Annotated in this window: 26 protein-coding genes; 12 read left to right on the forward strand and 14 right to left on the reverse strand. The window is 37.6% G+C overall.

Annotated features, from left to right (window positions below):
- The first annotated feature begins 361 nt into the window (after positions 1-361).
- The 4 genes from AA650_RS21765 (at position 362) to AA650_RS21775 (ending at position 4,343) form a co-directional block, all read left to right on the forward strand.
- Positions 362-2,143 (forward strand): bifunctional serine/threonine-protein kinase/formylglycine-generating enzyme family protein, encoded by a 1,782-nt coding sequence (locus AA650_RS21765; protein ID WP_053540627.1) that lies wholly within the window; start codon positions 362-364, stop codon positions 2,141-2,143.
- Between the two features lie 232 nt (positions 2,144-2,375).
- On the forward strand, positions 2,376-2,516 hold the full coding sequence (locus tag AA650_RS29375) for a hypothetical protein (RefSeq protein ID WP_335337397.1): 141 nt from the start codon (positions 2,376-2,378) through the stop codon (positions 2,514-2,516).
- A gap of 151 nt (positions 2,517-2,667) precedes the next feature.
- Positions 2,668-3,021 (forward strand): diversity-generating retroelement protein Avd, encoded by a 354-nt coding sequence (gene avd / locus AA650_RS21770; RefSeq protein WP_053540628.1) that lies wholly within the window; start codon positions 2,668-2,670, stop codon positions 3,019-3,021.
- A gap of 236 nt (positions 3,022-3,257) precedes the next feature.
- The gene (locus tag AA650_RS21775; RefSeq protein WP_053540629.1) at positions 3,258-4,343 is read left to right on the forward strand and encodes an RNA-directed DNA polymerase; all 1,086 of its coding nucleotides are present in this window, start codon (positions 3,258-3,260) and stop codon (positions 4,341-4,343) included.
- Positions 4,344-4,516: 173 nt separating this feature from the next.
- Here AA650_RS21775 and glyA read toward each other — a convergent pair whose 3' ends face one another.
- Positions 4,517-5,800, reverse strand: a complete 1,284-nt coding sequence (gene glyA, locus AA650_RS21780; protein ID WP_053540630.1) for a serine hydroxymethyltransferase — start codon at positions 5,798-5,800, stop codon at positions 4,517-4,519.
- Between the two features lie 1,130 nt (positions 5,801-6,930).
- Between glyA and AA650_RS21785 the strand changes: the two genes are divergently transcribed.
- Both AA650_RS21785 and AA650_RS21790 read left to right on the forward strand, forming a co-directional pair.
- Entirely contained in the window at positions 6,931-7,128 is a 198-nt protein-coding gene (locus AA650_RS21785; protein WP_053540631.1) for a hypothetical protein, read from the forward strand.
- A 76-nt stretch (positions 7,129-7,204) separates the two neighbouring features.
- Entirely contained in the window at positions 7,205-7,681 is a 477-nt protein-coding gene (locus AA650_RS21790; RefSeq protein WP_039205054.1) for a Tic20 family protein, read from the forward strand.
- On the opposite strand, the gene AA650_RS21795 is transcribed toward AA650_RS21790, so the two are convergent.
- Complete coding sequence (locus tag AA650_RS21795; protein WP_053540632.1) at positions 7,678-8,451, reverse strand: fumarylacetoacetate hydrolase family protein; 774 nt, start codon at positions 8,449-8,451, stop codon at positions 7,678-7,680. The two genes, AA650_RS21790 and AA650_RS21795, sit on opposite strands and share 4 nt — an antisense overlap.
- A gap of 292 nt (positions 8,452-8,743) precedes the next feature.
- Here AA650_RS21795 and rpsF point away from each other — a divergent pair, with 292 nt between their 5' ends.
- Complete coding sequence (gene rpsF / locus AA650_RS21800; protein WP_027404731.1) at positions 8,744-9,070, forward strand: 30S ribosomal protein S6; 327 nt, start codon at positions 8,744-8,746, stop codon at positions 9,068-9,070.
- Positions 9,071-9,657: 587 nt separating this feature from the next.
- The gene (locus tag AA650_RS21805; protein WP_053540633.1) at positions 9,658-10,218 is read left to right on the forward strand and encodes an Npun_F5560 family protein; all 561 of its coding nucleotides are present in this window, start codon (positions 9,658-9,660) and stop codon (positions 10,216-10,218) included.
- Between the two features lie 202 nt (positions 10,219-10,420).
- Here the strand turns inward: AA650_RS21805 and AA650_RS21810 are convergent, their stop codons facing one another.
- Together AA650_RS21810 and AA650_RS28335 are read right to left on the reverse strand one after the other, a co-directional pair.
- The gene (locus AA650_RS21810; RefSeq protein WP_053540634.1) at positions 10,421-13,048 is read right to left on the reverse strand and encodes a trans-splicing intein-formed DNA polymerase III subunit alpha N-terminal partner DnaE-N; all 2,628 of its coding nucleotides are present in this window, start codon (positions 13,046-13,048) and stop codon (positions 10,421-10,423) included.
- A gap of 1 nt (position 13,049) precedes the next feature.
- Entirely contained in the window at positions 13,050-13,217 is a 168-nt protein-coding gene (locus AA650_RS28335; RefSeq protein WP_160290005.1) for a hypothetical protein, read from the reverse strand.
- 53 nt (positions 13,218-13,270) lie between these two features.
- On the opposite strand from AA650_RS28335, the gene AA650_RS21815 reads away from it, so the two are divergent.
- Both AA650_RS21815 and psbA read left to right on the forward strand, forming a co-directional pair.
- On the forward strand, positions 13,271-14,026 hold the full coding sequence (locus AA650_RS21815; protein WP_039202975.1) for a TspO/MBR family protein: 756 nt from the start codon (positions 13,271-13,273) through the stop codon (positions 14,024-14,026).
- A gap of 806 nt (positions 14,027-14,832) precedes the next feature.
- Entirely contained in the window at positions 14,833-15,915 is a 1,083-nt protein-coding gene (psbA, locus tag AA650_RS21820; protein ID WP_053540635.1) for a photosystem II q(b) protein, read from the forward strand.
- Between the two features lie 407 nt (positions 15,916-16,322).
- Here the strand turns inward: psbA and AA650_RS21825 are convergent, their stop codons facing one another.
- From AA650_RS21825 to AA650_RS29180, 4 genes are all read right to left on the reverse strand, one after another.
- Positions 16,323-16,688, reverse strand: a complete 366-nt coding sequence (locus tag AA650_RS21825; protein WP_039200438.1) for a clan AA aspartic protease — start codon at positions 16,686-16,688, stop codon at positions 16,323-16,325.
- Positions 16,685-16,957 (reverse strand): hypothetical protein, encoded by a 273-nt coding sequence (locus tag AA650_RS21830; protein ID WP_039200436.1) that lies wholly within the window; start codon positions 16,955-16,957, stop codon positions 16,685-16,687. The genes AA650_RS21825 and AA650_RS21830 overlap by 4 nt, the downstream gene beginning before the upstream one ends.
- A gap of 54 nt (positions 16,958-17,011) precedes the next feature.
- A complete protein-coding gene (locus AA650_RS21835) occupies positions 17,012-17,293 on the reverse strand; it encodes a DUF3349 domain-containing protein (protein ID WP_053540636.1) in 282 nt (93 codons plus the stop codon).
- 142 nt (positions 17,294-17,435) lie between these two features.
- Positions 17,436-17,591, reverse strand: a complete 156-nt coding sequence (locus tag AA650_RS29180; RefSeq protein ID WP_335337453.1) for a DUF1308 domain-containing protein — start codon at positions 17,589-17,591, stop codon at positions 17,436-17,438.
- 201 nt (positions 17,592-17,792) lie between these two features.
- Between AA650_RS29180 and AA650_RS21840 the strand changes: the two genes are divergently transcribed.
- Both AA650_RS21840 and AA650_RS21845 read left to right on the forward strand, forming a co-directional pair.
- The gene (locus AA650_RS21840; RefSeq protein ID WP_053540637.1) at positions 17,793-18,014 is read left to right on the forward strand and encodes a hypothetical protein; all 222 of its coding nucleotides are present in this window, start codon (positions 17,793-17,795) and stop codon (positions 18,012-18,014) included.
- Positions 18,011-18,427, forward strand: a complete 417-nt coding sequence (locus tag AA650_RS21845) for a type II toxin-antitoxin system VapC family toxin (RefSeq protein WP_053540638.1) — start codon at positions 18,011-18,013, stop codon at positions 18,425-18,427. Before AA650_RS21840 ends, AA650_RS21845 begins: the two co-directional genes overlap by 4 nt.
- A gap of 68 nt (positions 18,428-18,495) precedes the next feature.
- Here the strand turns inward: AA650_RS21845 and AA650_RS21850 are convergent, their stop codons facing one another.
- The 6 genes from AA650_RS21850 to AA650_RS21870 form a co-directional block, all read right to left on the reverse strand.
- Positions 18,496-20,142, reverse strand: coding sequence for an ArnT family glycosyltransferase (locus tag AA650_RS21850; RefSeq protein WP_199924323.1), 1,647 nt, complete (start codon positions 20,140-20,142; stop codon positions 18,496-18,498).
- Positions 20,143-20,311: 169 nt separating this feature from the next.
- The gene (locus AA650_RS21855) at positions 20,312-20,677 is read right to left on the reverse strand and encodes a type II toxin-antitoxin system PemK/MazF family toxin (protein ID WP_053540640.1); all 366 of its coding nucleotides are present in this window, start codon (positions 20,675-20,677) and stop codon (positions 20,312-20,314) included.
- Entirely contained in the window at positions 20,667-21,005 is a 339-nt protein-coding gene (locus AA650_RS28865; RefSeq protein ID WP_234413240.1) for a hypothetical protein, read from the reverse strand. The genes AA650_RS21855 and AA650_RS28865 overlap by 11 nt, the downstream gene beginning before the upstream one ends.
- A gap of 5 nt (positions 21,006-21,010) precedes the next feature.
- Positions 21,011-21,235: a DUF6887 family protein gene (locus AA650_RS21865; protein ID WP_027404736.1), complete on the reverse strand. Its 225-nt coding sequence runs from the start codon at positions 21,233-21,235 to the stop codon at positions 21,011-21,013.
- The gene (locus AA650_RS29515; RefSeq protein WP_442853969.1) at positions 21,232-21,408 is read right to left on the reverse strand and encodes a DUF6888 family protein; all 177 of its coding nucleotides are present in this window, start codon (positions 21,406-21,408) and stop codon (positions 21,232-21,234) included. Before AA650_RS29515 ends, AA650_RS21865 begins: the two co-directional genes overlap by 4 nt.
- A 104-nt stretch (positions 21,409-21,512) precedes the next feature.
- Positions 21,513-21,740: a hypothetical protein gene (locus AA650_RS21870; RefSeq protein ID WP_053540641.1), complete on the reverse strand. Its 228-nt coding sequence runs from the start codon at positions 21,738-21,740 to the stop codon at positions 21,513-21,515.
- Positions 21,741-21,760 lie beyond the last annotated feature (20 nt).

Consider the following 21,760-nt stretch of genomic DNA (forward strand, 5'->3'; position numbering starts at 1 on the left):
AGATAGAATAAATGTTCTCAAAAAATCTAAATTTCCAAGAACATAACATCAAACAAAATTATCCTGAAAATCCTTAAATCTTGGATATCCTGATTCAGACAAATATTCCATCAATAAATTACAGATCATCATAAAATATCATCATCCTGAAAATCTTTAAGAGACTTCCAAGAAATAAATTATCCAAGAAACGAACCACAGAGGCACAGAGTACACAGAGAGAGAATTTTTGCATCAGTTTTGGGACATTTTTTTATTTGGAAGTCTCTAAATCGGTGGATATCTTGATATGGCTTGCGCCACGCTACGCTATCAGACAGTAGTATGTTATAATTATCCCTAGATATACCCAGCGCCTACCATGAGTCAATGTCTTAACCCTCAATGTAATTACGAAAATCCCCAAGGTACTAGCTTTTGTGAAAACTGTGGCGGTAAAATAGTCCTACGAGATCGCTATCGTCCGATTAAATTCCTGGGAGAAGGTGGTTTTGGCAAGACTTTTCGAGCAATAGATGAAGAAAGATTAAACACCCCCTGCGTCATTAAACAGTTTTTACCCCAACAAGCCGGAAGCGCAGCCTTACAAAAAGCTACAGAACTATTTCAACAAGAAGCCGTCAGACTGCAAGACTTGGGAAAACATTCCCAAATACCAGACTTACTCGCATTTTTTTCTCAAGATGGTTTACTTTATTTAGTCCAAGAATTTATAGATGGTCAAAATCTTTTGCAAGAATTTCAAACTCAAGGTAAATTAAACGAATCCCAAATTATAATTATCCTCACAGAATTATTGCCAGTTATCCAATTTATTCATGATAATAATGTTATTCATCGAGATATTAAACCAGAAAATATTATCAGAAGTAAACAAGGTAAATTATTCCTAATTGATTTTGGCGTTTCCAAAGAAACCAGTAGCAGTATTTTAACTAGAGTTGGGACTGTTACAGGTACACCCGGATATGCTCCTCCAGAACAATCTCGTGGCATGGTTTATCATAGTAGTGATCTCTATAGTTTAGCTGTTACCTGTGTGCGATTATTGACGGGACATTTTCAAACATCCGACGGACAAGATAAACTATTTGATACCGAAGAAATGCAATGGCAATGGCAAAACTATGTTTCTTTAAGTCAAGAATTAACTGATATTTTAGAAACAATGTTGCAGGATATTCCTCGCAAACGTTATAATTCAGCAAGGGAAGTTTTAGCAGCATTGAAAAATCCTATCAGTCAAAAAACTGTTGTTATTCCTCTTCAACCACAGGTTTCTAATAATCCCTTTAAACAAATTTTTCAGCAATTTATTTCTACCCCAACTAACCCACCCCAACCAGCAAATATTCCACCGCAATTTAATAATTCTCACAGATCATTTACCCAAGATTTAGGTAATGGTATTTCTTTAGAAATGATTGCTATCCCTGGGGGAACTTTTAAAATGGGTTCTCCAAAAAATGAATCAGAAAGATATGATAACGAAAGTCCCCAACATCAAGTTACCATTCAACCATTTTACATGGGCAAGTTTACTGTTACTCAAGCACAATGGGAAAGAGTCGCAGTGTTACCAAAAATCAATCATGATCTAAATCCCAAACCCTCCTATTTTTCTGGCAAAAATAGACCAGTGGAACAGGTTTCATGGCTTGACGCACAGGAATTTTGTGCTAGAATTAGTAAAGCTACAGGTAAAAAATACCGTTTACCCAGTGAGGCTGAATGGGAGTACGCTTGTAGAGCCGGGACAACCACACCATTTTATTTTGGTGACAATATCACCCCTGATTTGGTAAACTATGATGGTAATTATCCTTACACTTCCGGTGCAAAAGGTAAATATCGCCAACAAACCACAGATGTAGGAACTTTTCCCCAGAACTCTTTTGGTTTGTATGATATGCACGGTAACGTATGGGAGTGGTGTGAAGATGATTATGAAGAAAATTATAATAACGCGCCTAAAGACGGTAGTGCTTTAATTAGTCAAAGCACACAATATAAGCTCTTGCGCGGCGGTTCTTGGAGCAGCCGCGCTAGGTATTGTCGGTCTGCGTTTCGCTCGAGGTTTTTGCGTGGCTTTCGCTACTACTACTACGGTTTTCGGGTCGTGTCTTCGTTCAGGACTTTGTAGCCCTTTATACTTTTACTCTTTCACCCTCTGCACTTCTTTCTCTTTTCCCTTCTTAGCCCCCCGCCTTTGGCGGAAAAATATTTTTTTAGGAAAAATCTTGATGCATCATTTAAAGTATATCACATCAATTAAGAAAATAGCAACAAGACAGAATTATTAAAATTTGTATCCAAATAGTCTAACAACAAGTAGCTAATGATATTGTTCATCTTGGGGTAGGTGATTCCGACTCTTGCGCGGCGGTTCTTGGAACAACAACGCTAGGAATTGTCGGTCTGCGAATCGCAATAGGAATTTGCGTGACAATCGCAACAACAACTACGGTTTTCGGGTCGTGTCTTCGTTCAGCACTCTTCAAAGTCAGAATTGGTAAATGGGAATTTATCAAGCGTATATGAGGAGTCCAAACCTAACCCAGTGATAGAAGCAATTCTGTCCGAATATAAAACTGAGTCGGGTAGCTTGGTAGGGTAAAACCGAAGACTTGCTCGACTCTAAACTACATCAAAAATAGCATATAAAAAATGGGTGATTTACCTATAATTCAGAAAACTTACGATTTAATTAAATGGTATGTACCGATTATTAATCGTTTACCACGAAATCATAAGTTTATGCTAGGTAATAGAATCACTACTGTTCTTTATGACATTTTAGATGAATTGCTGATTGCTCGTTATAGTTCTCCAAAACTCACAGAATTAAGGTCTTCTAATATTAAACTAGAAATTCTCAGATATCAAACCAGATTACTTTTTGATTTTCATCTAATTTCCACCGACCGTTACGAATATATCCAAAAATTAATTAACGAAATTGGTTTAGATTTAGGTGGTTGGATAAAACAACAGGAAAAGTTGACATTAAATAACTTATAAGATTGTAGGTTGGGTGAAGGGATAGCGCAAGCCAACGAAGTTTTGTAAATGTTTGGTTTCCTAATGTCAACCTAACCTACATGGATTATTATACTGCAAACGGTTCATTGCTTAAACAAATATGAAACCCCTCTCCAAACCTCTCCCCGCAACATGGAGAGGCTTTGAACTTGTTATTTGTATTAGAAAAAAGTCCAATTTTTAGCCATTTTGAGTATATATAGAAGAATTTAGATATGAAAAGATATGGTAATCTTTGGGAAGAAATTACAGATTTTAGTAACTTACTTCTAGCAGCAAAACAAGCACAAAAAGCAAAGCGATTTAAACCTGATGTTCTCGAGTTTAATCATAACCTAGAAAGAGAATTATTTAATTTACAAGCAGAACTCAAATTAAAAACCTATACTCCTGGAGAATATACAACATTTGAAATTTTTGAACCCAAGCCTCGCTTAATTTCTGCTGCACCTTATCGTGATAGGGTAGTACATCATGCTCTTTGTCGTGTTGTTACTCCTATTTTTGAAAGTACATTTATTCATGATTCTTACGCTAACCGAGTTGGTTATGGTTCACACCGAGCTTTGCGTCGCTTTACAAAATTTGCTCGTTCTAGTAAATATATCTTTCAAGCTGATATTCGTAAATACTTCCCGAGTATAGATCATCAAATCTTAAAATCTCTAATTCACCGCAAAATTAAATGTGCTGATACCCTCTGGTTACTTGATAAAATCATAGACCATAGTAATGAACAAGAGTTGGTAGTGCATTATTTTCCCGGAGATGACTTATTATCACCTTTAGGAAGAAGACGTGGTTTACCTATTGGTAATTTGACAAGTCAATTTATGGCAAATGTCTACTTAAACGGTTTTGACCATTTTATCAAAGATCAACTTAAATGTAAAAAGTATATTCGCTACGTTGATGATTTTGCTTTATTTGGTGATGATAAAATCTTTTTAGCTAATGCCAGAATTTCTATTGAAGGATATTTAGCCAGTCTAAGATTAAAAATTCACCCAATTAAAAGCCAATTATTTGAGACTAAACACGGAGCAAATTTTGTCGGTTTTCGTGTGTTACCTAAGCAAATTAAAGTCCGTAGTAATAGCTTACGTCAAAGCGTTAAAAGAATTAAGAAAACTATCTCACAACATCAACGAGGGATTCTGGACAAAGAAACAATCAGACAAGTTTTGCAAAGCTGGGTTGCTCATTTACAGCATGGTGACACATGGAGATTAAGAAAAAATATTCGTTCTACTGTTTTCCACCATCTTGAAGATCAGATGCTAAAAATCCTTAAATTCTGAAAATCCTGATTCTGATGAATGAACAGTCTATATATATGGGCGCACACTTTCCCACGCATAACATAATCATAGTCGAAACTCAGAACTTTGTCAAGCACCAATTTGTCATGAAACCTGGGTTACAGAGAGTACAGAGGGTGGACAATGGCCACCCTACACTAATCCAAGGTTGCTTAAACTAGGGCTGGTACAGGAATTTCTAGGTGGGGATATAATGGGAAGCGATCGCACAATGCGGCCACTCTCATTAAACAATCTTTAGTTACTGTATCTGAATCGGGGGAAAGTAGGCGATCGCTAATAATATTCGCAACTTCCGTAAATTCTGCCACACCTAAACCTCTAGTTGTCATCGCTGGAGAACCCAATCTTAAACCACTGGTAATAAAAGGTGATTCAGTATCAAAGGGAACTGTATTCTTATTCGCGGTGATATTCACAGTGCTAACTAGTTGATCTCCTTTCTTCCCAGTCATGCCAACAGAACGTAAATCTACTAACATCAAGTGATTGTCAGTGCCATTAGACACTAATTTAAAGCCTCTGTTTTGTAATTGAGTAGCCATCGCCCGAGCATTTGCAATTACCCGCCCAGAATAGTCTGTAAACTCAGGTTTGAGAGCTTCTCCAAAAGCCACAGCCTTACCAGCAATAACGTGTTCTAGTGGTCCACCTTGAGTTCCGGGGAAAACTGATTTATCCAGCTTTTTACCCAATTCGGCATCACGGGTCAAAATCAAGCCACCTCTTGGACCACGTAAGGTTTTATGAGTTGTAGTTGTGACAACATCGCAATAAGGCAGAGGATTGGGATGATGACCAGTCGCCACTAAACCAGCAATGTGAGCAATATCTGCAAGTAAATAAGCACCAACTTCATCAGCAATACTGCGGAACTTTTCAAAGTCAATAATCCGAGGATAGGCTGAATAACCACAAATCAACAGTTTAGGACGTTCTTTGATCGCTAAATCACGGATTTGGTCATAGTCTAGTTGTTCGGTTTCTTTACTTACGCCATAATGACGGACTTGAAACCATTTACCAGAAACATTCACTGGTGAACCGTGAGTCAGGTGTCCTCCATGAGATAAGTCCATACCCATAATTGTGTCTCCTGGTTGCAGCAGGGTCAGGAAGACGGCAAAATTAGCTTGGGCGCCGGAATGGGGTTGAACATTGGCATGAGCCGCACCAAATAGCTGTTTAGCTCGGTCAATGGCTATTTGTTCAATTTTGTCAACAAACTCACAACCGCCATAGTAGCGTTTACCGGGTAAGCCTTCGGCGTATTTATTGGTTAATACTGAACCTTGAGCCGCTAATACGGCAGCGGAGGTAAAGTTTTCACTGGCAATTAATTCTAGGTGATCACGTTGGCGCTGTAATTCTTGGTTAATTAGTTCGTTAATGGCAGAATCGGAGTTTTTTAGTAGGTCTGAGTTAGTTTTTGTCATTTTGATGATGCTGATAAAGTTGATGAAAATTGAAATTGGGGTTAAACCTATTACCAAAGTTGTAAATTAGGCAATTTGTTTATTATAAGAATTTAGACGGAAAACCTTTGGAGACTTCCAAGAAATAAATTATCCTAAGAAACGAACCACAGAGGCACAGAGTACACAGAGAGAGAATTTCTGCATCAGTTTTGGGACATTTTTTTATTTGGAAGTCTCTTGAGAACGGGGAAAGTAATTATCTAAGAATTGTTGACTTTAATCAACGTGGTAGCCTGAAGTTATGTATTATTTTGTACTTAAACTCACAAAATTACCAGAGATACAAGATACAATAAAACTAGGTTTGATGAACAACTTTTTGTTATTAACTCAAGTTGCTAAGTAATTGGACAAAAATATTTACAGTCATTGCGAGCGAAGGGAAGCAATCACAACCCTTGGAATTGCTTCATTTCACTTTGTTCCATATGGCTAACGCCACGCAACGCTAACGCAATGACATTGTGTAATTAATTCTGTCTCACTACTTGGTTATCTCGTTGAGGCTGGTAATGGGTAATTGGTAATAGGTAATTGGTAAAAAAAGCTCTGGTTTCATCCTGTTCATCCTTTAATCCTGGACATCCTGATTCTGACAATTTACCTAACTAGCGACTTACATTAAGTAGGTGAACACAATAAAACCAAACTGTGTAAAGAGACGTAAAATCCCTGAAAACTTCTTTACTCTTGCCTCTTGCCTCTTGCCTCTTGCCTATTGCCTATTGCCTCTTGCCTCTTGCCTATTGCCTCTTGCCTATTGCCTATTGCCTATTGCCTATTGCCTATTGCCTATTGCCTATTGCCTATTGCCTCTTGCCTCTTGCCTATTGCCTCTTGCCTCTTGCCTATTGCCTATTGCCTATTGCCTCTTGCCTCTTGCCTATTGCCTATTGCCTATTGCCTATTGCCTATTGCCTCTTGCCTATTGCCTCTTGCCTCTTGCCTCTTGCCTATTGCCTCTTGCCTATTGCCTATTGCCTATTGCCTCTTGCCTCTTGCCTTGCTATAACGACAATTTTCAACGCCAACCTACTTATTACCAACATTTTTTGAGATTGCTCTATTGAAAACCAGGAGGGGTTGAGATGTTAGTCATTTTCATGGACAATCAAATCCTTAGCTCTGAAAAGGTCTGTCAGTCTTGTTTACTAGCAAATGGTAGTGGACAACCTCGCTGGAGTGGAGGTAAACTGCGCTGTGGTCAAGCAATTAATAAGTTTACAGAACAACAGCCAGATCAATATGAGTGTGTGATGGGCTTTCGTGTCGCCAATATAAAATAGATTTGCCAGCAAGGTCAAGCATCTGCGTTATCCTAAGCTCAATAGCTGTTGAAATTTAGCCACAGGAGAACACAAAATGTCTTGGCGCGGGTCTACAACTTTCCCTGAGCGAATTTTCGCTTGTTTACCTTATTTGCTGCCTTTAATTGAGGTATTTGCTTTTGGTCAGTTTTTAATGAATGATTTTCCCCTTTTAAAACTGATATTTTTACCTCTGTTCCCACTGTTAAGAATTTACTATGGTGTCCGCTTTGCGGGGATGATTATTTTCTTTGCTTTGTGGTTGTTGGTGGTCAGAAACGAGAAAATTCATCATTTTATTCGTTTTAACACGATGCAAGCCATCATTTTAGATATTGTGATCTTTTTATGTAGCATCTTGACTGATATTGTGAAATTAGTTCCTGGTAGTGGATTTGCTATGCAAACACTGTTTACAACTATTTTTATGGGAATATTAGCAGCCGTTGTTTATTCCGTTGCTCAGTCTTTAATGGGGAAGTATGCGGAAATTCCCGCGATTTCCGATGCAGTACATATGCAGGTACGCTAACGCCCCACAACTGTGTTTTCTAGGCGACCAATTCCTTCGATTTCCACACGGATGCGATCGCCTATTTGCAAATCCCCTACCCCCATTGGTGTACCAGTTAATACTATGTCCCCAGGTAATAAGGTCATTACTTGACTGATATAAGACACCAAAAAATCTGGGGGAAATACCATTTGATCAATACAAGTGGACTGAACTGGGTGGGGATTATCATTCAAAAACGTTTGTAATCTCGCACCTGGGTTTAATTCTCGGACAATCCAAGGACCCAAAGGACAAAAAGTATCAAAACCTTTGGCTCTAGTCCATTGGGGGTCTTTTTTCTGTAAATCCCTGGCTGTGACATCATTGGCAATGGTATAACCCCAAATTTTACTTTGGGCTTGGGCTGGGGTACAATCACAGGTGCGATCGCCAATCACCAAAGCCAATTCTCCTTCATAGTCTACCCGTTGAGACTGATGAGGGTACTTAATTTCTTTTTCCGACGCAATTACAGACGTAGGCGGTTTGAAAAAAATTAGCGGTTCAGCAGGTACAGGAGTCCCCATTTCCGCCGCATGATCAGCATAATTCTTGCCCACACCCACAATTTTTGAAGGCGCACAGGGCGCTAGAATCATGTAAGAATTGGATGGCAGGATTAAATCCGTAGGTTGACCATCCAACCAAGGTGGAGCATCTAGCACCTCCACATTCTGAGTAAGCTGGAGCAACCCATAGTGAATTTTCCCTTCTTGACTTTGAACTCGCACATATCGCTGCGCCATAAGTTTGACAAATATCCTTAAATATGCTTCTTTTATGCAGAATGTGGTTAATGATTGCCATTGAAAACTTGTCAAATTATAAGATAAATATGGAAGACCTGATGAATTTAATTAACAACCTATTAACCAGTAGACAAATCCTGCTAAAAATTGTGTTAGTGTAGAATGGCTAAAAAATTGTCAAAATTCCTTGTTGCTTGAGATGTTGATCAATAAAATTATCGCTCACAGCAATGTTTGTGTGAATTAACACCTCTTCAGCCATTTTGTCCAAAAGGTAAATTTAAAAAACATGACCACAGTTTACGAAACCATGTACATCCTGCGTCCTGACTTGGGAGATGAACAGGTAGTACAACAAATTGCTAAATACGAAAACCTCATTCGTGAACACGGCGCTGAGAATATTGAAATTCAAAACCGTGGCAAACGTCGTCTAGCTTATGAAATTCAAAGACATCGTGATGGCGTTTATATTCAACTCAACTACACAGGTCCGGGAACAGTAATCGCTATCATGGAACGTGCGATGCGATTGAGCGAAGAAGTAATTCGTTATATGACCGTCAAGCAAGAAGTTCACCAAGAAAAACCAGCAGAAGAAGTTGTAGCAGCTTAATAACCGCGTTTTCCCAAGTGATGAGTTAGGATTTCAGCAGTATGGCTTGCGTCATGCTGCGACATCAAGGAGTCAGGAGGAGTCAGGAGTCAGGAGTCGGCAAGTCTTAATTAATAATTCTATAAATATTTTAGATCCAAGCAACTACTTGTACACTAAACACGAGTGGGATATAAACTTTTGCAAAGTGACAAAGAACCTAGATGTGTAGGGGTAAAGCAAAAGCTTAATGGTGTCAACTTAAGCTCAAATCCTGATGATATCTCGTTCCCAGTCTCTGACTGGGAATGCTATTACAGAGGCTCTGCCTCTGTTTTCATAGAAGGCAGAGCCTTCTAGAATTCATTCCCATACAGAGTATGGGAACGAGAAAGGGTGAAACTGATATTTTACAAGGCTTTCACGTTAAGTTGACACCAATGAGCTTTTGCTTTACCCCTACTTTAGAATCAAACAATCAAATCGTTTTGAGTATATTATAGAAATTTCTAAATTATTTTAATCAAATTGCTCAGTATGTGATACAATCGGCGCAAGTCAAAAATCAAGTATAACTGTATATATATTAAGTAAGAGCTTTAACTGCCGTGAGCCAATCTGATATACCAAACATCCAAGAACTGTCTACGGAAATATCCCAGTTGCGCCAAGACTTGCAACTGCGTGATCAATTAGTTCAACAGTTATCACAAGAACTATTTCGGCTAGTCAAGGGTAATACTAACTTTACACCGCCAAAATCTGAGCCAGAGATAGATTCCAGTCAATTGCAAGCTTTAAGAGATCAAATCCAAGCTGTAGAACAGCAGGTAACGTTCTACCAAGAGCAAATTACAAATCGTGATACAGAGATATATCAATTACGTCAGTCTGTACAAGAACTAACTGATCGTAGTCGAATGTTAGAGCAAGTAGTACAAGAATTGCCCCAAATTTACCGTCGTAAGTTTGAGGAACGCATGACACCAGTACGAGACAAAGTAACAATACTACAACGAGAAAATCGCCAATTGCAAGCCGAATTGCAAAGTGTAAGTTACCGTTTAGCGCTCAAAAACCGCTACACAAATCATGGTGGTATTGATTTACCAACTTTTCCTCGCTCAGAAGCGACAGCCGATAGTATACCTGCTCCCCAGAATGCGTGACATATTCCTACACTGTACTCCATAAGTCAGTGTAGGCTTGACATAGATGATAAACGCTCTTAAAAAGCAGACTTAGGTAATTTTACATTTAATTTTCATAAGCTATTAATAATACAATTTAGGGCGGGTAGACCCCGCCCCTACTCGCCAAATCTCTTACTCTCTGTGACTCTGCGCCTCTGCGTGAAATAAATTTATGTCTTTATTCACTCACACCAACTTGTAACAAATCCAACCCTTGAGAAAAAATCTCATCAATTGGTAACATTTGCCCTTCTTCAGTCATAAACTTATGATCTTTTGTCGCGCGAATAATTGCCCCATTTTCTAATAAATATTCATAAACTTCCTGTTGTCCCCGATTATGCCATTGGGCAATTGACTGAGTATAAAGTATTCCATTACTATCAACAGTATAAACTTTACATTCAATCTGTTTTTCAACAATTTCCCCAATTTGTAAAAAACCATATTCAACAGTTAAAATTTCTGTGTCGTAACTTAAACAATATTCAGCAAACTTCAACATATCCCCAAATAAATGTTCAGAAACTTGGGGTACTACACCATTTTTTGCAGAACCATCAATAAAATTTTGTTTTTGTTTCTCCATTTCTGATACTTTCTTTTTACCCATAGCGCGACGAAGTAAATCAGCTTGTCCTAAACTATAACCAGCCATATCTTGAGCAATTTTCATAATTTGCTCTTGATAAACCATGATTCCGTAGGTTTCATTTAAGATTGGTTCTAAAATTTGAGTATCATATTCAATTTCTTCTCGTCCATGTTTACGATTAATAAATTTAGGAATTAATCCGGCATCTAATGGACCTGGACGATACAATGCTAAAATGGAAGAAATATCTTCAATGTTTGAAGGTTTCAAATCTCGGACTATTTGTTTCATTCCTGAAGATTCTAATTGAAATATTCCTTCTAAATCACCAGCTTCTAATAGTGAATAAGCTTTAGCAACATCTTTTGGTAAGTTAGTATGATCACCTTTGGCTAATATTTTTTGTGCTTTTCTTTCTTGTCCTGTAATTTCATCAGGATCAATTCGGTATCCTTTACTTTGTTCAATTAAATCAATGGTTTTTTGAATTAGGGTTAAGTTCCGCAAACCCAAAAAGTCCATTTTTAATAATCCCAATGATTCTAAATCTTCCATGAAATATTGGGTAATTACAGAACCGTCATTATTACGTTGTAGAGGAACAAGTTCGTCTAATGGTTCTGCGGAGATAACTACACCAGCAGCATGAACACCGAAGGTTTTGTTAGTTCCTTCAATTCGCATAGCCATATCAATCCAGCGCCGGACAGTGGGATCATTATCATATTTGGCTTTAAATTCTGGTTCGGGAGTTTCAGCGGAAATCATCACTTTTAGTTTAGTAGGTTTACCCCGAACTACAGGAATCATTTTTGCCATTTTGTCAGAATCCCCGTAGGGAATATCTAATACTCTAGCAACATCTTTTAAGACTGCTTTGGATGTGAGACGGTTAAAAGTAATAATTTGAGCAACTCTATCAACACCATATTTTTCAGTTACATAATCAATTACTTGATCTCGTTTATCAATGCAGAAATCTGTATCAATATCTGGCATTGATTTCCGTTCAGGATTGAGAAATCTTTCAAATAATAAGCCATGATGAACGGGGTCAATATTCGTAATTTTCATGGCATAAGCTACTAATGAACCTGCCGCAGAACCTCGTCCTGGACCAACGGGAATATTATTATCTCGCGCAAATTTGATGTAGTCCCACACTACTAAAAAGTAGGTAGAAAATCCCATTTGTTGAATCATTTTTAATTCATATTCCAATCTTTCTTTATAGACTTGATCTACTTCGTGGCGAGATTTGCGATTTAATCTTTCTAAAAGTCCCAGCCATGCAACTTCTTCTGCATAAGTATCTGCTGTATGTCCTGAAGGGATTGTGGGTGTGGGAATTTGGGGATCACCCATGATGTGATAAGGTTCGACTTTATCGGCAATTTCTTCGGTCGTCGCTATGGCTTCAGCAATGATATCATCGGGCAAATGGTCACGGAATAATTGGTGCATTTCCTCAGATGATTTGAGGTATTCTGTGCCGCTATACCGCATTCTTTTATCTTCGCTAATGAGTTTCCCGGTTTGAATACATAACAAGGCATCGTGGGATTCTACATCAAAACAGGAGATAAAATGGGAGTCGTTGGTGGCGATGAATTTAATTCCTAATTCTCTGGCAATTTTGACTATTTCTACATTCACAATTCGGTCTTCTTGAGAACCATGATCTTGAATTTCTAAATAAAAATCTTCGCCAAATACATCTTTATACCATTTAGCAACTTTTCTGGCTGCATCTGGACGATTACTCATAATTGCTTGGGGAATTTCTCCACCTAAACAAGCACTAGTAACTATTAAACCTTCCCGATATTGTTTGAGTAAATCTTTATTAATACAAGGACGGGAAAAAATGCCTTTACCTTGGACACCTTGAAGGTGAGAAATTGTGGTTAATTTAACTAAGTTTTTATAACCTTTGGTATTTTTAGCTAATACGACTTGATGATATTTGGGACGGCGTTCTTGTTTGTCAATTTCACCGTTTAAAATGTACATTTCGTTGCCAATTATTGGTTTAACGTTCTTGTTGCGGCAGATTTTTATCAGTTCAACTGCGCCATACATGACACCATGATCTGTGAGGGCGATCGCTTTCATTCCTAATGCGATCGCTCGATCTACTAATTCTGGTAGTTGACTAGCACCATCAAGCAAGCTGTAATCACTGTGAATATGTAAAGGAACAAATGACATATTAGTATTTGGTAGAGTAAGAGAATTTTAGATTAACAATGATATCAAGTATTTGAGTTAATGATAACCCAATCGCGCATCTTTTACCAAAAGCCACATCATTCCCCATAATGGAGGCTTGATGTCCTGATAAAAGTACACCGCTATTAGCTGCTAAATTTCCATACATATCATATAATAACTTATTATGACCAACTACAAACTACTCGCTATCTTTTAATTATGAATCAATCCAATAATGGTGGTATCCTTGAACAGTTTGTCAATATAGTAATGGGTGTAAAAACTGGGACTCAAGAACAGTCTCTAAATACATCAGCAGCGGATACACAAGAACTAGATATCAAGGCAGTTCTAGTTTATAAATTAGGAACTATCCTACAAATAGGAGTGATGATTCTTGTATTGCTGGGAATGGAAAAATTGGTAATATTGATTGATAATAATCCTTTTTTTCCTAGTTGGTTTAGCACTTTAGTGACCGCATTATTTTTTGCTTTATTAAGTATCCGTTCCCGGATATTCTCCCTTTTAGATAATACTCGTTCTCGGACAACGTATGATCAAGTAATTAGACCAAAATGGTCTCCTCCACCTTTAGCATTTCCCATAGTTTGGATGATAATTGCGGTTTTGCGGGTAATTTCTTCGGTGTTAATTTGGCAGGAAATGAATCACCAATTTTTGATATTGCCGTTAATTCTGTTTGTTATACATCTAGCTTTAGGAGATACTTGGAATACGATTTTTACCGTAGAACGGAGATTAGGTGCTGCTGTTCCTGTGGTGATTTTAGGTCCTTGGTTATCGGCTATAGTGGTGACAGCGATTTATTGGCAAACTGTTCCTTTAGCGGGAATGATTTTATCTTTTTCTTGTGTATGGCTAACTGTTGCTGCTGTATTGGTATTGAGAATTTGGCAGTTAAATGGATCTGAGCCTTTGTATCCTTTAAAATTAGCTGTTGTGGAGAAATAAATAGGGTTTGCTGATAGCGTAGCGTGGCGTAAGCCATAAAAGTTGTCCGTGAAGGCAGGTGAAGGCAGGGAACAGTTTTAGCTATATCAATACCTTGTCCAAATCGAAAAAAGTCTTGATTTGTAGGTTGGGTTGAGGTACGTTCACGAAGTGTGGCGAAGCCATAACCCAACAAATGCGTCGGGTTGCGCTGTCGCTTAACCCGACCTACAAAAAATGGACAAGGTATTGCTATATGGATATCCTCAATTTTCCAAATCCGACAAGGAAAAATGCACCTATTTTGAGACACCATCAGCCAAAACCTGGCACTTTTTTGTGATAAAAATCCGCGAAACCTTTATTAATAAACGGTTTTAGCTTTATATGGTTAACGCCACGCTACGCTATCAGCAAGCCATAAGGGACTTCCAATTAAAAAAATACCCAAAAATTTCTTGTGGTGCGGGACGAATTGCCCGCTAATCATCAAGGACGGGCAGTATGCCCATCCCACAAAATTGGGTAATTTATTTTTTGGTGTTCCCTAAATAGTCACAATTATAGTGAGTTATGCGATGGCTACGCTCGTCAGAGGTTCCTCCACCTACCTATTTAACAAGAAAATTAAAAGTTGTTATAAAAAATATTAACAGTAGAAAGCCTTGCCATATCTAGGTTATAGCCATAAAGATAACCCAGGTTTCTAGATTTATCAAAAAATATTACGAAAACCCCTTTACAAATCGAAACATAGGGCTTAATATAGATTCATAAGGTAGAAACACCTACCAAAACATACATAACTCAAACGCAATTATAAACACATGACAACCACCTTACAACAGCGCGAAAGTGCTAACGTATGGAGCCGCTTCTGTGAGTGGATCACAAGCACCGACAACCGTTTATATATCGGCTGGTTCGGCGTAATCATGATCCCCACCCTCCTATCTGCGATCGCTTGCTTCGTAATTGCATTCATCGCCGCTCCTCCAGTTGACATTGATGGTATCCGCGAACCAGTTGCAGGTTCTTTACTCTACGGAAACAACATTATTTCCGGCGCAGTAGTTCCTTCCTCCAACGCTATCGGTTTACACTTCTACCCAATTTGGGAAGCTGCTTCCTTAGACGAGTGGTTGTATAACGGCGGTCCTTACCAGTTGGTAGTATTCCACTTCCTGATCGGCGTATTCTGCTACCTCGGTCGTGAATGGGAACTTTCTTACCGCTTAGGTATGCGTCCTTGGATTTGCCTAGCCTTCTCTGCTCCTGTAGCAGCAGCAACCGCAGTATTCTTGATCTACCCAATTGGTCAAGGTTCATTCTCTGACGGTATGCCTTTAGGTATCTCTGGAACATTCAACTTCATGATCGTGTTCCAAGCTGAACACAACATCTTGATGCACCCCTTCCATATGTTAGGTGTAGCTGGTGTCTTCGGTGGTTCCTTGTTCTCCGCAATGCACGGTTCTTTGGTTACTTCTTCCTTGGTTAAAGAAACAACCGAAAACGAATCACAAAACTACGGTTACAAATTCGGTCAAGAAGAAGAAACCTATAACATCGTAGCTGCTCACGGTTACTTTGGTCGCCTGATTTTCCAATACGCTTCCTTCAACAACAGCCGTCAACTACACTTCTTACTCGCTGCATGGCCTGTAATTGGTATCTGGTTCACAGCGTTGGGTATCAGCACCATGGCGTTCAACTTGAACGGTTTCAACTTCAACCAATCCATCATGGATTCTCAAGGTCGCGTCATCGCTACTTGGGCTGACGTAATCAACCGCGCTAACTTAGGTATGGAAGTAATGCACGAGCGCAACGCTCACAACTTCCCCCTAGACTTGGCTGCTGCTGATGTTGCTCCTGTTGCTTTAAGCGCTCCTGCAATCAACGGTTAATCGGTTTAGTTAAATAAAAAACGCTCTCCAATTACGGGGGGCGTTTTTTTTTGTTTTGGGAACATACGAGCAGAAGCGGCTATCATGGCTTTTGTATCTGCTGTGGTGTTGACAAAAAGCGATTCCTACGGAGTGCTTCGCTAACGCACATCTTCCACTAAAAGCTAAAAAAGAGCGATACCTTCGGTCAGCGCTTCGCTATCGCCTGTGGTAAGTAGTGATACAGAATTAATTATACAATGTCATTGCGTAAGCGTTGCGTTAGCCATATGGAACGAAGTGAAATAAAGCAATCGCAAGGGTTGTGATTGCTTCCCTTCGCTCGCAATGACTGTAAATATTTTTGTCCAATTACTTACTGAGTTCCGCACAATTGCACATCTCTAGTATAGTTGAACTAAAAGCGATTATAATTCTTGAATTGTTACTAAACCACTTTCTATGAATTGGATAGATAATTCATAACCATCAAGTAAACCAGTTCCCAATAATGGTAGCTTTCCTGTGGCTAATACATTAACGGCTCTTTCCTCACCATTCCAAATAATAGTAGCCTGATGTACTGGTAAAAGCACACGGCTATTATCTGCTAAATTTGCGTACATATCATAGACAAAAGGGAATCCCAAAAGATTCACGGCTGCTGGAGGTAAGGAAAGAAACTCTGTAAAACCTGTATCAATCACAAATTCAATTGTAAAATCTGGTTGTTCTGGTAATCGAAATATAACATTGACAGTTGCGCGTCCATTTTTGATAATGCCATTTATCACCGATAATCACGCTCCATTTCTCCACTAAAGGAGGCAGCAACTTTATAACCAATGCGAATACCAAAAAGTCGAGCAAATCTGTTTTTATTCCGTAAATAATGTGCTGATTCTATGCCTGTTTTATCAATAGCATATTCACCTGTTTCTATATCAATAATTATCATTTTACCGATGTTTTCCTCGGTTTCAACTTGTTGACGAATGCCATTTTCATATAATTCTTTGGCACGTTTTGCGACTTCTTCGCTGCTGAGGAGAATGGCTTGCATTTTGTTTCATCCTTTTTCGTGATTAGTTTATTATACTTGATTTAGTAGTACAGTTTATCCTTCCTCAAGCCACTGTTTATAACCACACACAAGTAATCTTTCCTTTAAATTAGCGATCGCTTCAGATGTGGGTACATCAATTGACTGTACCCGATATACATCATTGAGGACAACACTATAATCTTTACCGCTATAGTAAGCTACAACTTCAGCTAAATTCCTATCTGACATTTCCTCACTAAGTAATGCTAAAAGCGGTAAATAAGATTGTGATTCTATTCCCTTGGGGAAAGCATTTTGAATTAATTTATAAGTAGGTGAACACAATAAAACCAAACTGTGTAAAGAAACGTAAAATCGCCCAAACCCTCTTCACTCTTGCCTTTTGCCTCTTGCCTTTTGCCTTGCCATAACGACAATTTTCAACGCCAACCTACTTATGTACTTTGTAGATGTGGTGAAACAGTGATTTGCATGATTAATTACCAGTTAAAGGAAAAGGTGGATGAATATATACATGAAAATCCACACCTTGAGCAGAAGCGGCTCTCACAGCTTTTGCATCTGCTGTGGTGGTGATAATATTTAGTTGATCACCCGTACCTAATATGATAATATAGTTAAATTTATATATAAGGTTCTTGCGTAGATTTTATGGTAATTGAGGATTGATTACCGCGAAACCCTTACGGGGCAAGGGTTATAACCTATTATGCCCAATATTTTTAATGAAATGCCGATACAATAAGGCTTTCAATGATTTTGAACTGGGTTCTCCATAAAAAGTACCAAAGAACCATATATAATTAAAATGGATAATTTTTGATATCTTCTCATGACATTACAAGAATTGCAAAAACAAGTATTACAGTTACCAATGAGCGATCGCTGGCAATTGGTACAAACTGTATTAGAATCAATACAACAAGAAACTATATCACCATCAAAGAAGGGTAATTTATCTCGACTGCGTGGTATTGCTAAAAGTGTAAATATCTCAAATGATGAGAATATTAATGGAGATTATGCCACTTATCTAACTGAGAAATACAAATGAAGCGAGTTTTTATTGATACGAATGTGGTTTTAGATTTTTTACTAGAAAGAGAACCTTTTGTAGAAGATGCAGTCAAGCTATTTGCAAAAATTGATGCAAGTGAGATTATAGGGTTTATTGCTGCTACTACAATTACTAATATTTATTATATTATTCGTAAAGCAGCAGGTGTAAAAGTTGCTCAAGATGCCATTTCTCAAATTCTCATAGATTTACACATTTGCACAGTTGATAAAAATATTTTAGAAATAGCAGTAGCTTTAAATTTTCAAGATTTTGAAGATGCTGTGCAGTATGCTTGTGCTATGAAATCAGTGGTAGATGTGATTGTAACTCGTGATGTGTCTGGATTTTTAGGTTCAGAAATTCCTGTGATTTTACCTGGGGAGTTAAATCATATTTCTAGGGAGTAAAAGCGATACCTTCGGTAAGCTTCGCTAACGCATTTTCTCCACTATTAACTAGGAGTGATACCTTTGGGTTATTTTTTTTCCACTACCTGAATTAATTTCCATTGTCGAAAAGTACCAATTAAACGTTCATTGGTTAATAAACCTACTTCTGGTTCAGGACTAACCCAAGCATAATTATTGATAGGAACATCTGCAACTTTTTGAAATCTTTTTCCCCAATGAAGAGTTTCAAAGGTGAGTAACAACAAAGCTTTATCACCACCAGTCGTCATTGTTTCTGTTTTTTGTACTACAAAATTAATAGTATGATTTTTGAGGACAGTATAAATTTCTGGTTGCTGGACAAACAATTTTACATCAGGACTATAATTACTTAACAAACCATTACTACCAGCTACACTTAAAGCTAACCACGCAGGTACTAACCAAGCCGCTAACCAATAATTAGCAGTCAGGAATTTTTGCTGAAAACGATGACGTGCCACCCAAATTACTGGTAAAAATAACCAGCCTAATCCTAACACATAACCTATTGATGAATAATTTTTAATATCTGTACCATCACTTACTGTAATTGGTATGAGTCCTGTATTTAATATTATTCCTGCTATGAAAACAACAGCACCTAAACTACCAAATACATAACTAAGATTCCGAGGTAAGAAAAAATATTTTGTTGTTTGACGATGCTGATTATAAATTTCACCTAACCAATCTAATGCTATGGCTGATAAAATTGCCATCCAAGGACAAAGCATGAGGGTATAATGAGGTAAACGAGTAGAAATTATGCTAATTTCTAGAAAAATAATTACAGGACAAATCACTAATATCAAAATATTCTTAGTCAAAGAACGACGACAGACTAAAAATACACCCAAAATACTAAATAAAGGCCAAGGAAATGATTTAATAGGCAGATTCCATAAATAGTAAAAAGGGGAATGTCCATTACGTTGTTCCGTTGCTAGTCTTGTAACGAGATGAAAAAATTGTTCAAAAACTATTACTCCATAACGTTGATAGCTTAACCAAAACCATGTAATTACAGGTACAAAACTGATAAAAAAACCTAAATATAAGATATAGTTATTAAGATGATGATGGCGACGATTTTGATAAATTAAATAAGGCAGTAATCCGATAAATGGTACAAAGATTAATTGACCCTTAATTAAAAATCCTAATCCAATACTTAACCCTGTACCTAAACCCCAATAAGAACGATATTTGGGATCTAACTCAGATTTAACTAAACAAAAAATACCAAAAAGAGCAATACAAATAGTAATAATATCTGGAGCAACTAATCTACTTACTTGTAACCACAAAAAAGATACAGCTAAAATTGCAGAACTTAACCAAGCTATGCGTTTATTTAAAAACATTTCTGCTATTTTATAAACTAGGAAAATGCTGAGAATAGAAGCAACTTGGGAAGGTATTCGAGATGTTACCTCAGTAATACCAAATATCTTGTAAATAGATGCTAGAATCCAGTAAAGTCCTGGTGTTTTTTCATAAGCAAGTTCTGACCAAGATTGGGGAGTCAACCAATCTCCAGACTCTAGCATCCATCGAGAGCGTACCACATAAGTAGTTTCATCGTGAGCAATAAGACTATCTTGCCCATGATTAAAGAATAGTAATGGTACTACCCACATAATTAATCCCACAAAATACCATGTTTTTGGCAGATTAAGAAATTTTCTCACTGTGAACTTTAGCTCCTGTTGTCAGAGTATTTGTTCACACTGTAGGACATCTATGTGTTTATTTTTTACATATAAGTTATTTATATCCAATAATAAATACGTATAACTAGAGATTTATATAAAGTTGTTTACCTCTTCTCTTTGTGTCTTTGCTCCTTTCAGCACCATACTATTCATTATACTCAACCACCACCGCAATAGCCGCAGCGATTTCTTCCATTATTTCACTCGAACATTCTCCAATTTTACGAATTAATCTTTGTACATCCACGCCGCGCAATTGTAAAATATCTACAGCAGAATCTTTTGACAAACTATTCTGGTTATTTGCCTCAATTTTAACGTGCCAAATATTGCCAGAATAATATTCCTTCCAATCTGTAATTGGTGCAATTAATTTAATTGGTAACTTACCAACACCATCAGAACTAACAATTATAGCAGGTCTTACTTTTTTAATTTCTGCTCCTACAGTTGGATCAAAATTAGTTAACCAGATATCACCCCGTTTAGGAATAGAAGAATTAGTAATCAATTAAGTCTCCTGTCTGTAATTCTTGCCATTCTTTATCTTGCTGGTAATGCTCTAACATTAAATCAGATTGTGCCGCTAAAATCTTTTTTCGTTCCTCTATAGGTAACTTTATAAGTTCACGACGGCTGAGAAACTGTTGTTTGAATTCATCAATATTGGCAGAAAATGTGAGTTCACCATTTTCTTTTTCTCGCTTCGGTGCTTGCAAATTTTGATAAATTTCCTCGCGGCGTTCTTCTCTTAAATATTGCTGCAATAACAATTGAATTTGTAACTTTTCTTCAATTGAAAACCCTTTTATTGCTTCTACCACATCAGTAAAAATCATAATAGTTATTCTTCACTTTCAATTAATCTTTTACCATTACTAAGACGCTGCAAAAACTCAGGAAAATTCATCAAATCATCAACAGATTCTGATGGTGGCATTTCCACCCAATTTGCCTCAGCATTTAATTTATCTACATAAATGTAGAATGCCTCTTGATCATCTCGATGAGATAAAACATAAGCACGTAATTGCTTTGTACTCATACCTTGGAAGTTAGGCTGACTCATACCACATACCTCCATTTACCATTAGGATATATTTCTATCATATTCTCTTCACCCACGAGAATAAATACATTACCTGTACGTTTATCAACTCGAACCAAGTTTATGGGTAAATATAGTTTAGTTAACCAACAACACAGAATAAATAACTGCGTTTTCTGCTCAGATGTAGGAATGACCCGTACTCCTCAATAAAACTCATTATAACGAATATATCACTCCTTCTCCTCTTTGCATCTTTGCGCCTCTGCGCCTCTGCGTGAAACAAAAAATAACTAACTCACACTAATTCCGCAGCTAGAAGCCTACCCTCAACTGGTTCATACTCATCTTCTAGTAACCATAACTTAGCTGCTTCATAATTATGACTAGAAAATACAACCTTCTCACCTTGTTTAGGATCATAAATTTGACAATTTCCTTCACTGTCGCAAAGCAATAACAGAATATATGGGGGTGATAACATCGGATCTATCCATACTTCTGTAAATTCCCAGTTATTCTTCACTAGGTCTGGTGCGGGGTGGT

It is taken from the genome of Anabaena sp. WA102, from assembly GCF_001277295.1.
GTDB classification, from domain to species: Bacteria; Cyanobacteriota; Cyanobacteriia; order Cyanobacteriales; family Nostocaceae; genus Dolichospermum; species Dolichospermum heterosporum.

Bases quoted from the DNA above. Each gene is read 5' to 3' on its own strand.
- AA650_RS21785 (WP_053540631.1), top strand. From the start codon at position 6,931: ATGTTAGTCATTTTCATGGACAATCAAATCCTTAGCTCTGAAAAGGTC.
- AA650_RS28865 (WP_234413240.1), bottom strand. From the start codon at position 21,005: ATGATTTTTACTGATGTGGTAGAAGCAATAAAAGGGTTTTCAATTGAA.
- AA650_RS28335 (WP_160290005.1), bottom strand. From the start codon at position 13,217: ATGTATGGAAATTTAGCAGCTAATAGCGGTGTACTTTTATCAGGACAT.
- rpsF (WP_027404731.1), top strand. From the start codon at position 8,744: ATGACCACAGTTTACGAAACCATGTACATCCTGCGTCCTGACTTGGGA.
- AA650_RS21830 (WP_039200436.1), bottom strand. From the start codon at position 16,957: ATGCAAGCCATTCTCCTCAGCAGCGAAGAAGTCGCAAAACGTGCCAAA.
- AA650_RS21865 (WP_027404736.1), bottom strand. From the start codon at position 21,235: ATGAGTCAGCCTAACTTCCAAGGTATGAGTACAAAGCAATTACGTGCT.
- AA650_RS21810 (WP_053540634.1), bottom strand. From the start codon at position 13,048: ATGTCATTTGTTCCTTTACATATTCACAGTGATTACAGCTTGCTTGAT.
- AA650_RS21845 (WP_053540638.1), top strand. From the start codon at position 18,011: ATGAAGCGAGTTTTTATTGATACGAATGTGGTTTTAGATTTTTTACTA.
- avd (WP_053540628.1), top strand. From the start codon at position 2,668: ATGGGTGATTTACCTATAATTCAGAAAACTTACGATTTAATTAAATGG.
- psbA (WP_053540635.1), top strand. From the start codon at position 14,833: ATGACAACCACCTTACAACAGCGCGAAAGTGCTAACGTATGGAGCCGC.
- glyA (WP_053540630.1), bottom strand. From the start codon at position 5,800: ATGACAAAAACTAACTCAGACCTACTAAAAAACTCCGATTCTGCCATT.
- AA650_RS21840 (WP_053540637.1), top strand. From the start codon at position 17,793: ATGACATTACAAGAATTGCAAAAACAAGTATTACAGTTACCAATGAGC.
- AA650_RS21790 (WP_039205054.1), top strand. From the start codon at position 7,205: ATGTCTTGGCGCGGGTCTACAACTTTCCCTGAGCGAATTTTCGCTTGT.
- AA650_RS21815 (WP_039202975.1), top strand. From the start codon at position 13,271: ATGAATCAATCCAATAATGGTGGTATCCTTGAACAGTTTGTCAATATA.
- AA650_RS21775 (WP_053540629.1), top strand. From the start codon at position 3,258: ATGAAAAGATATGGTAATCTTTGGGAAGAAATTACAGATTTTAGTAAC.
- AA650_RS21765 (WP_053540627.1), top strand. From the start codon at position 362: ATGAGTCAATGTCTTAACCCTCAATGTAATTACGAAAATCCCCAAGGT.
- AA650_RS21795 (WP_053540632.1), bottom strand. From the start codon at position 8,451: ATGGCGCAGCGATATGTGCGAGTTCAAAGTCAAGAAGGGAAAATTCAC.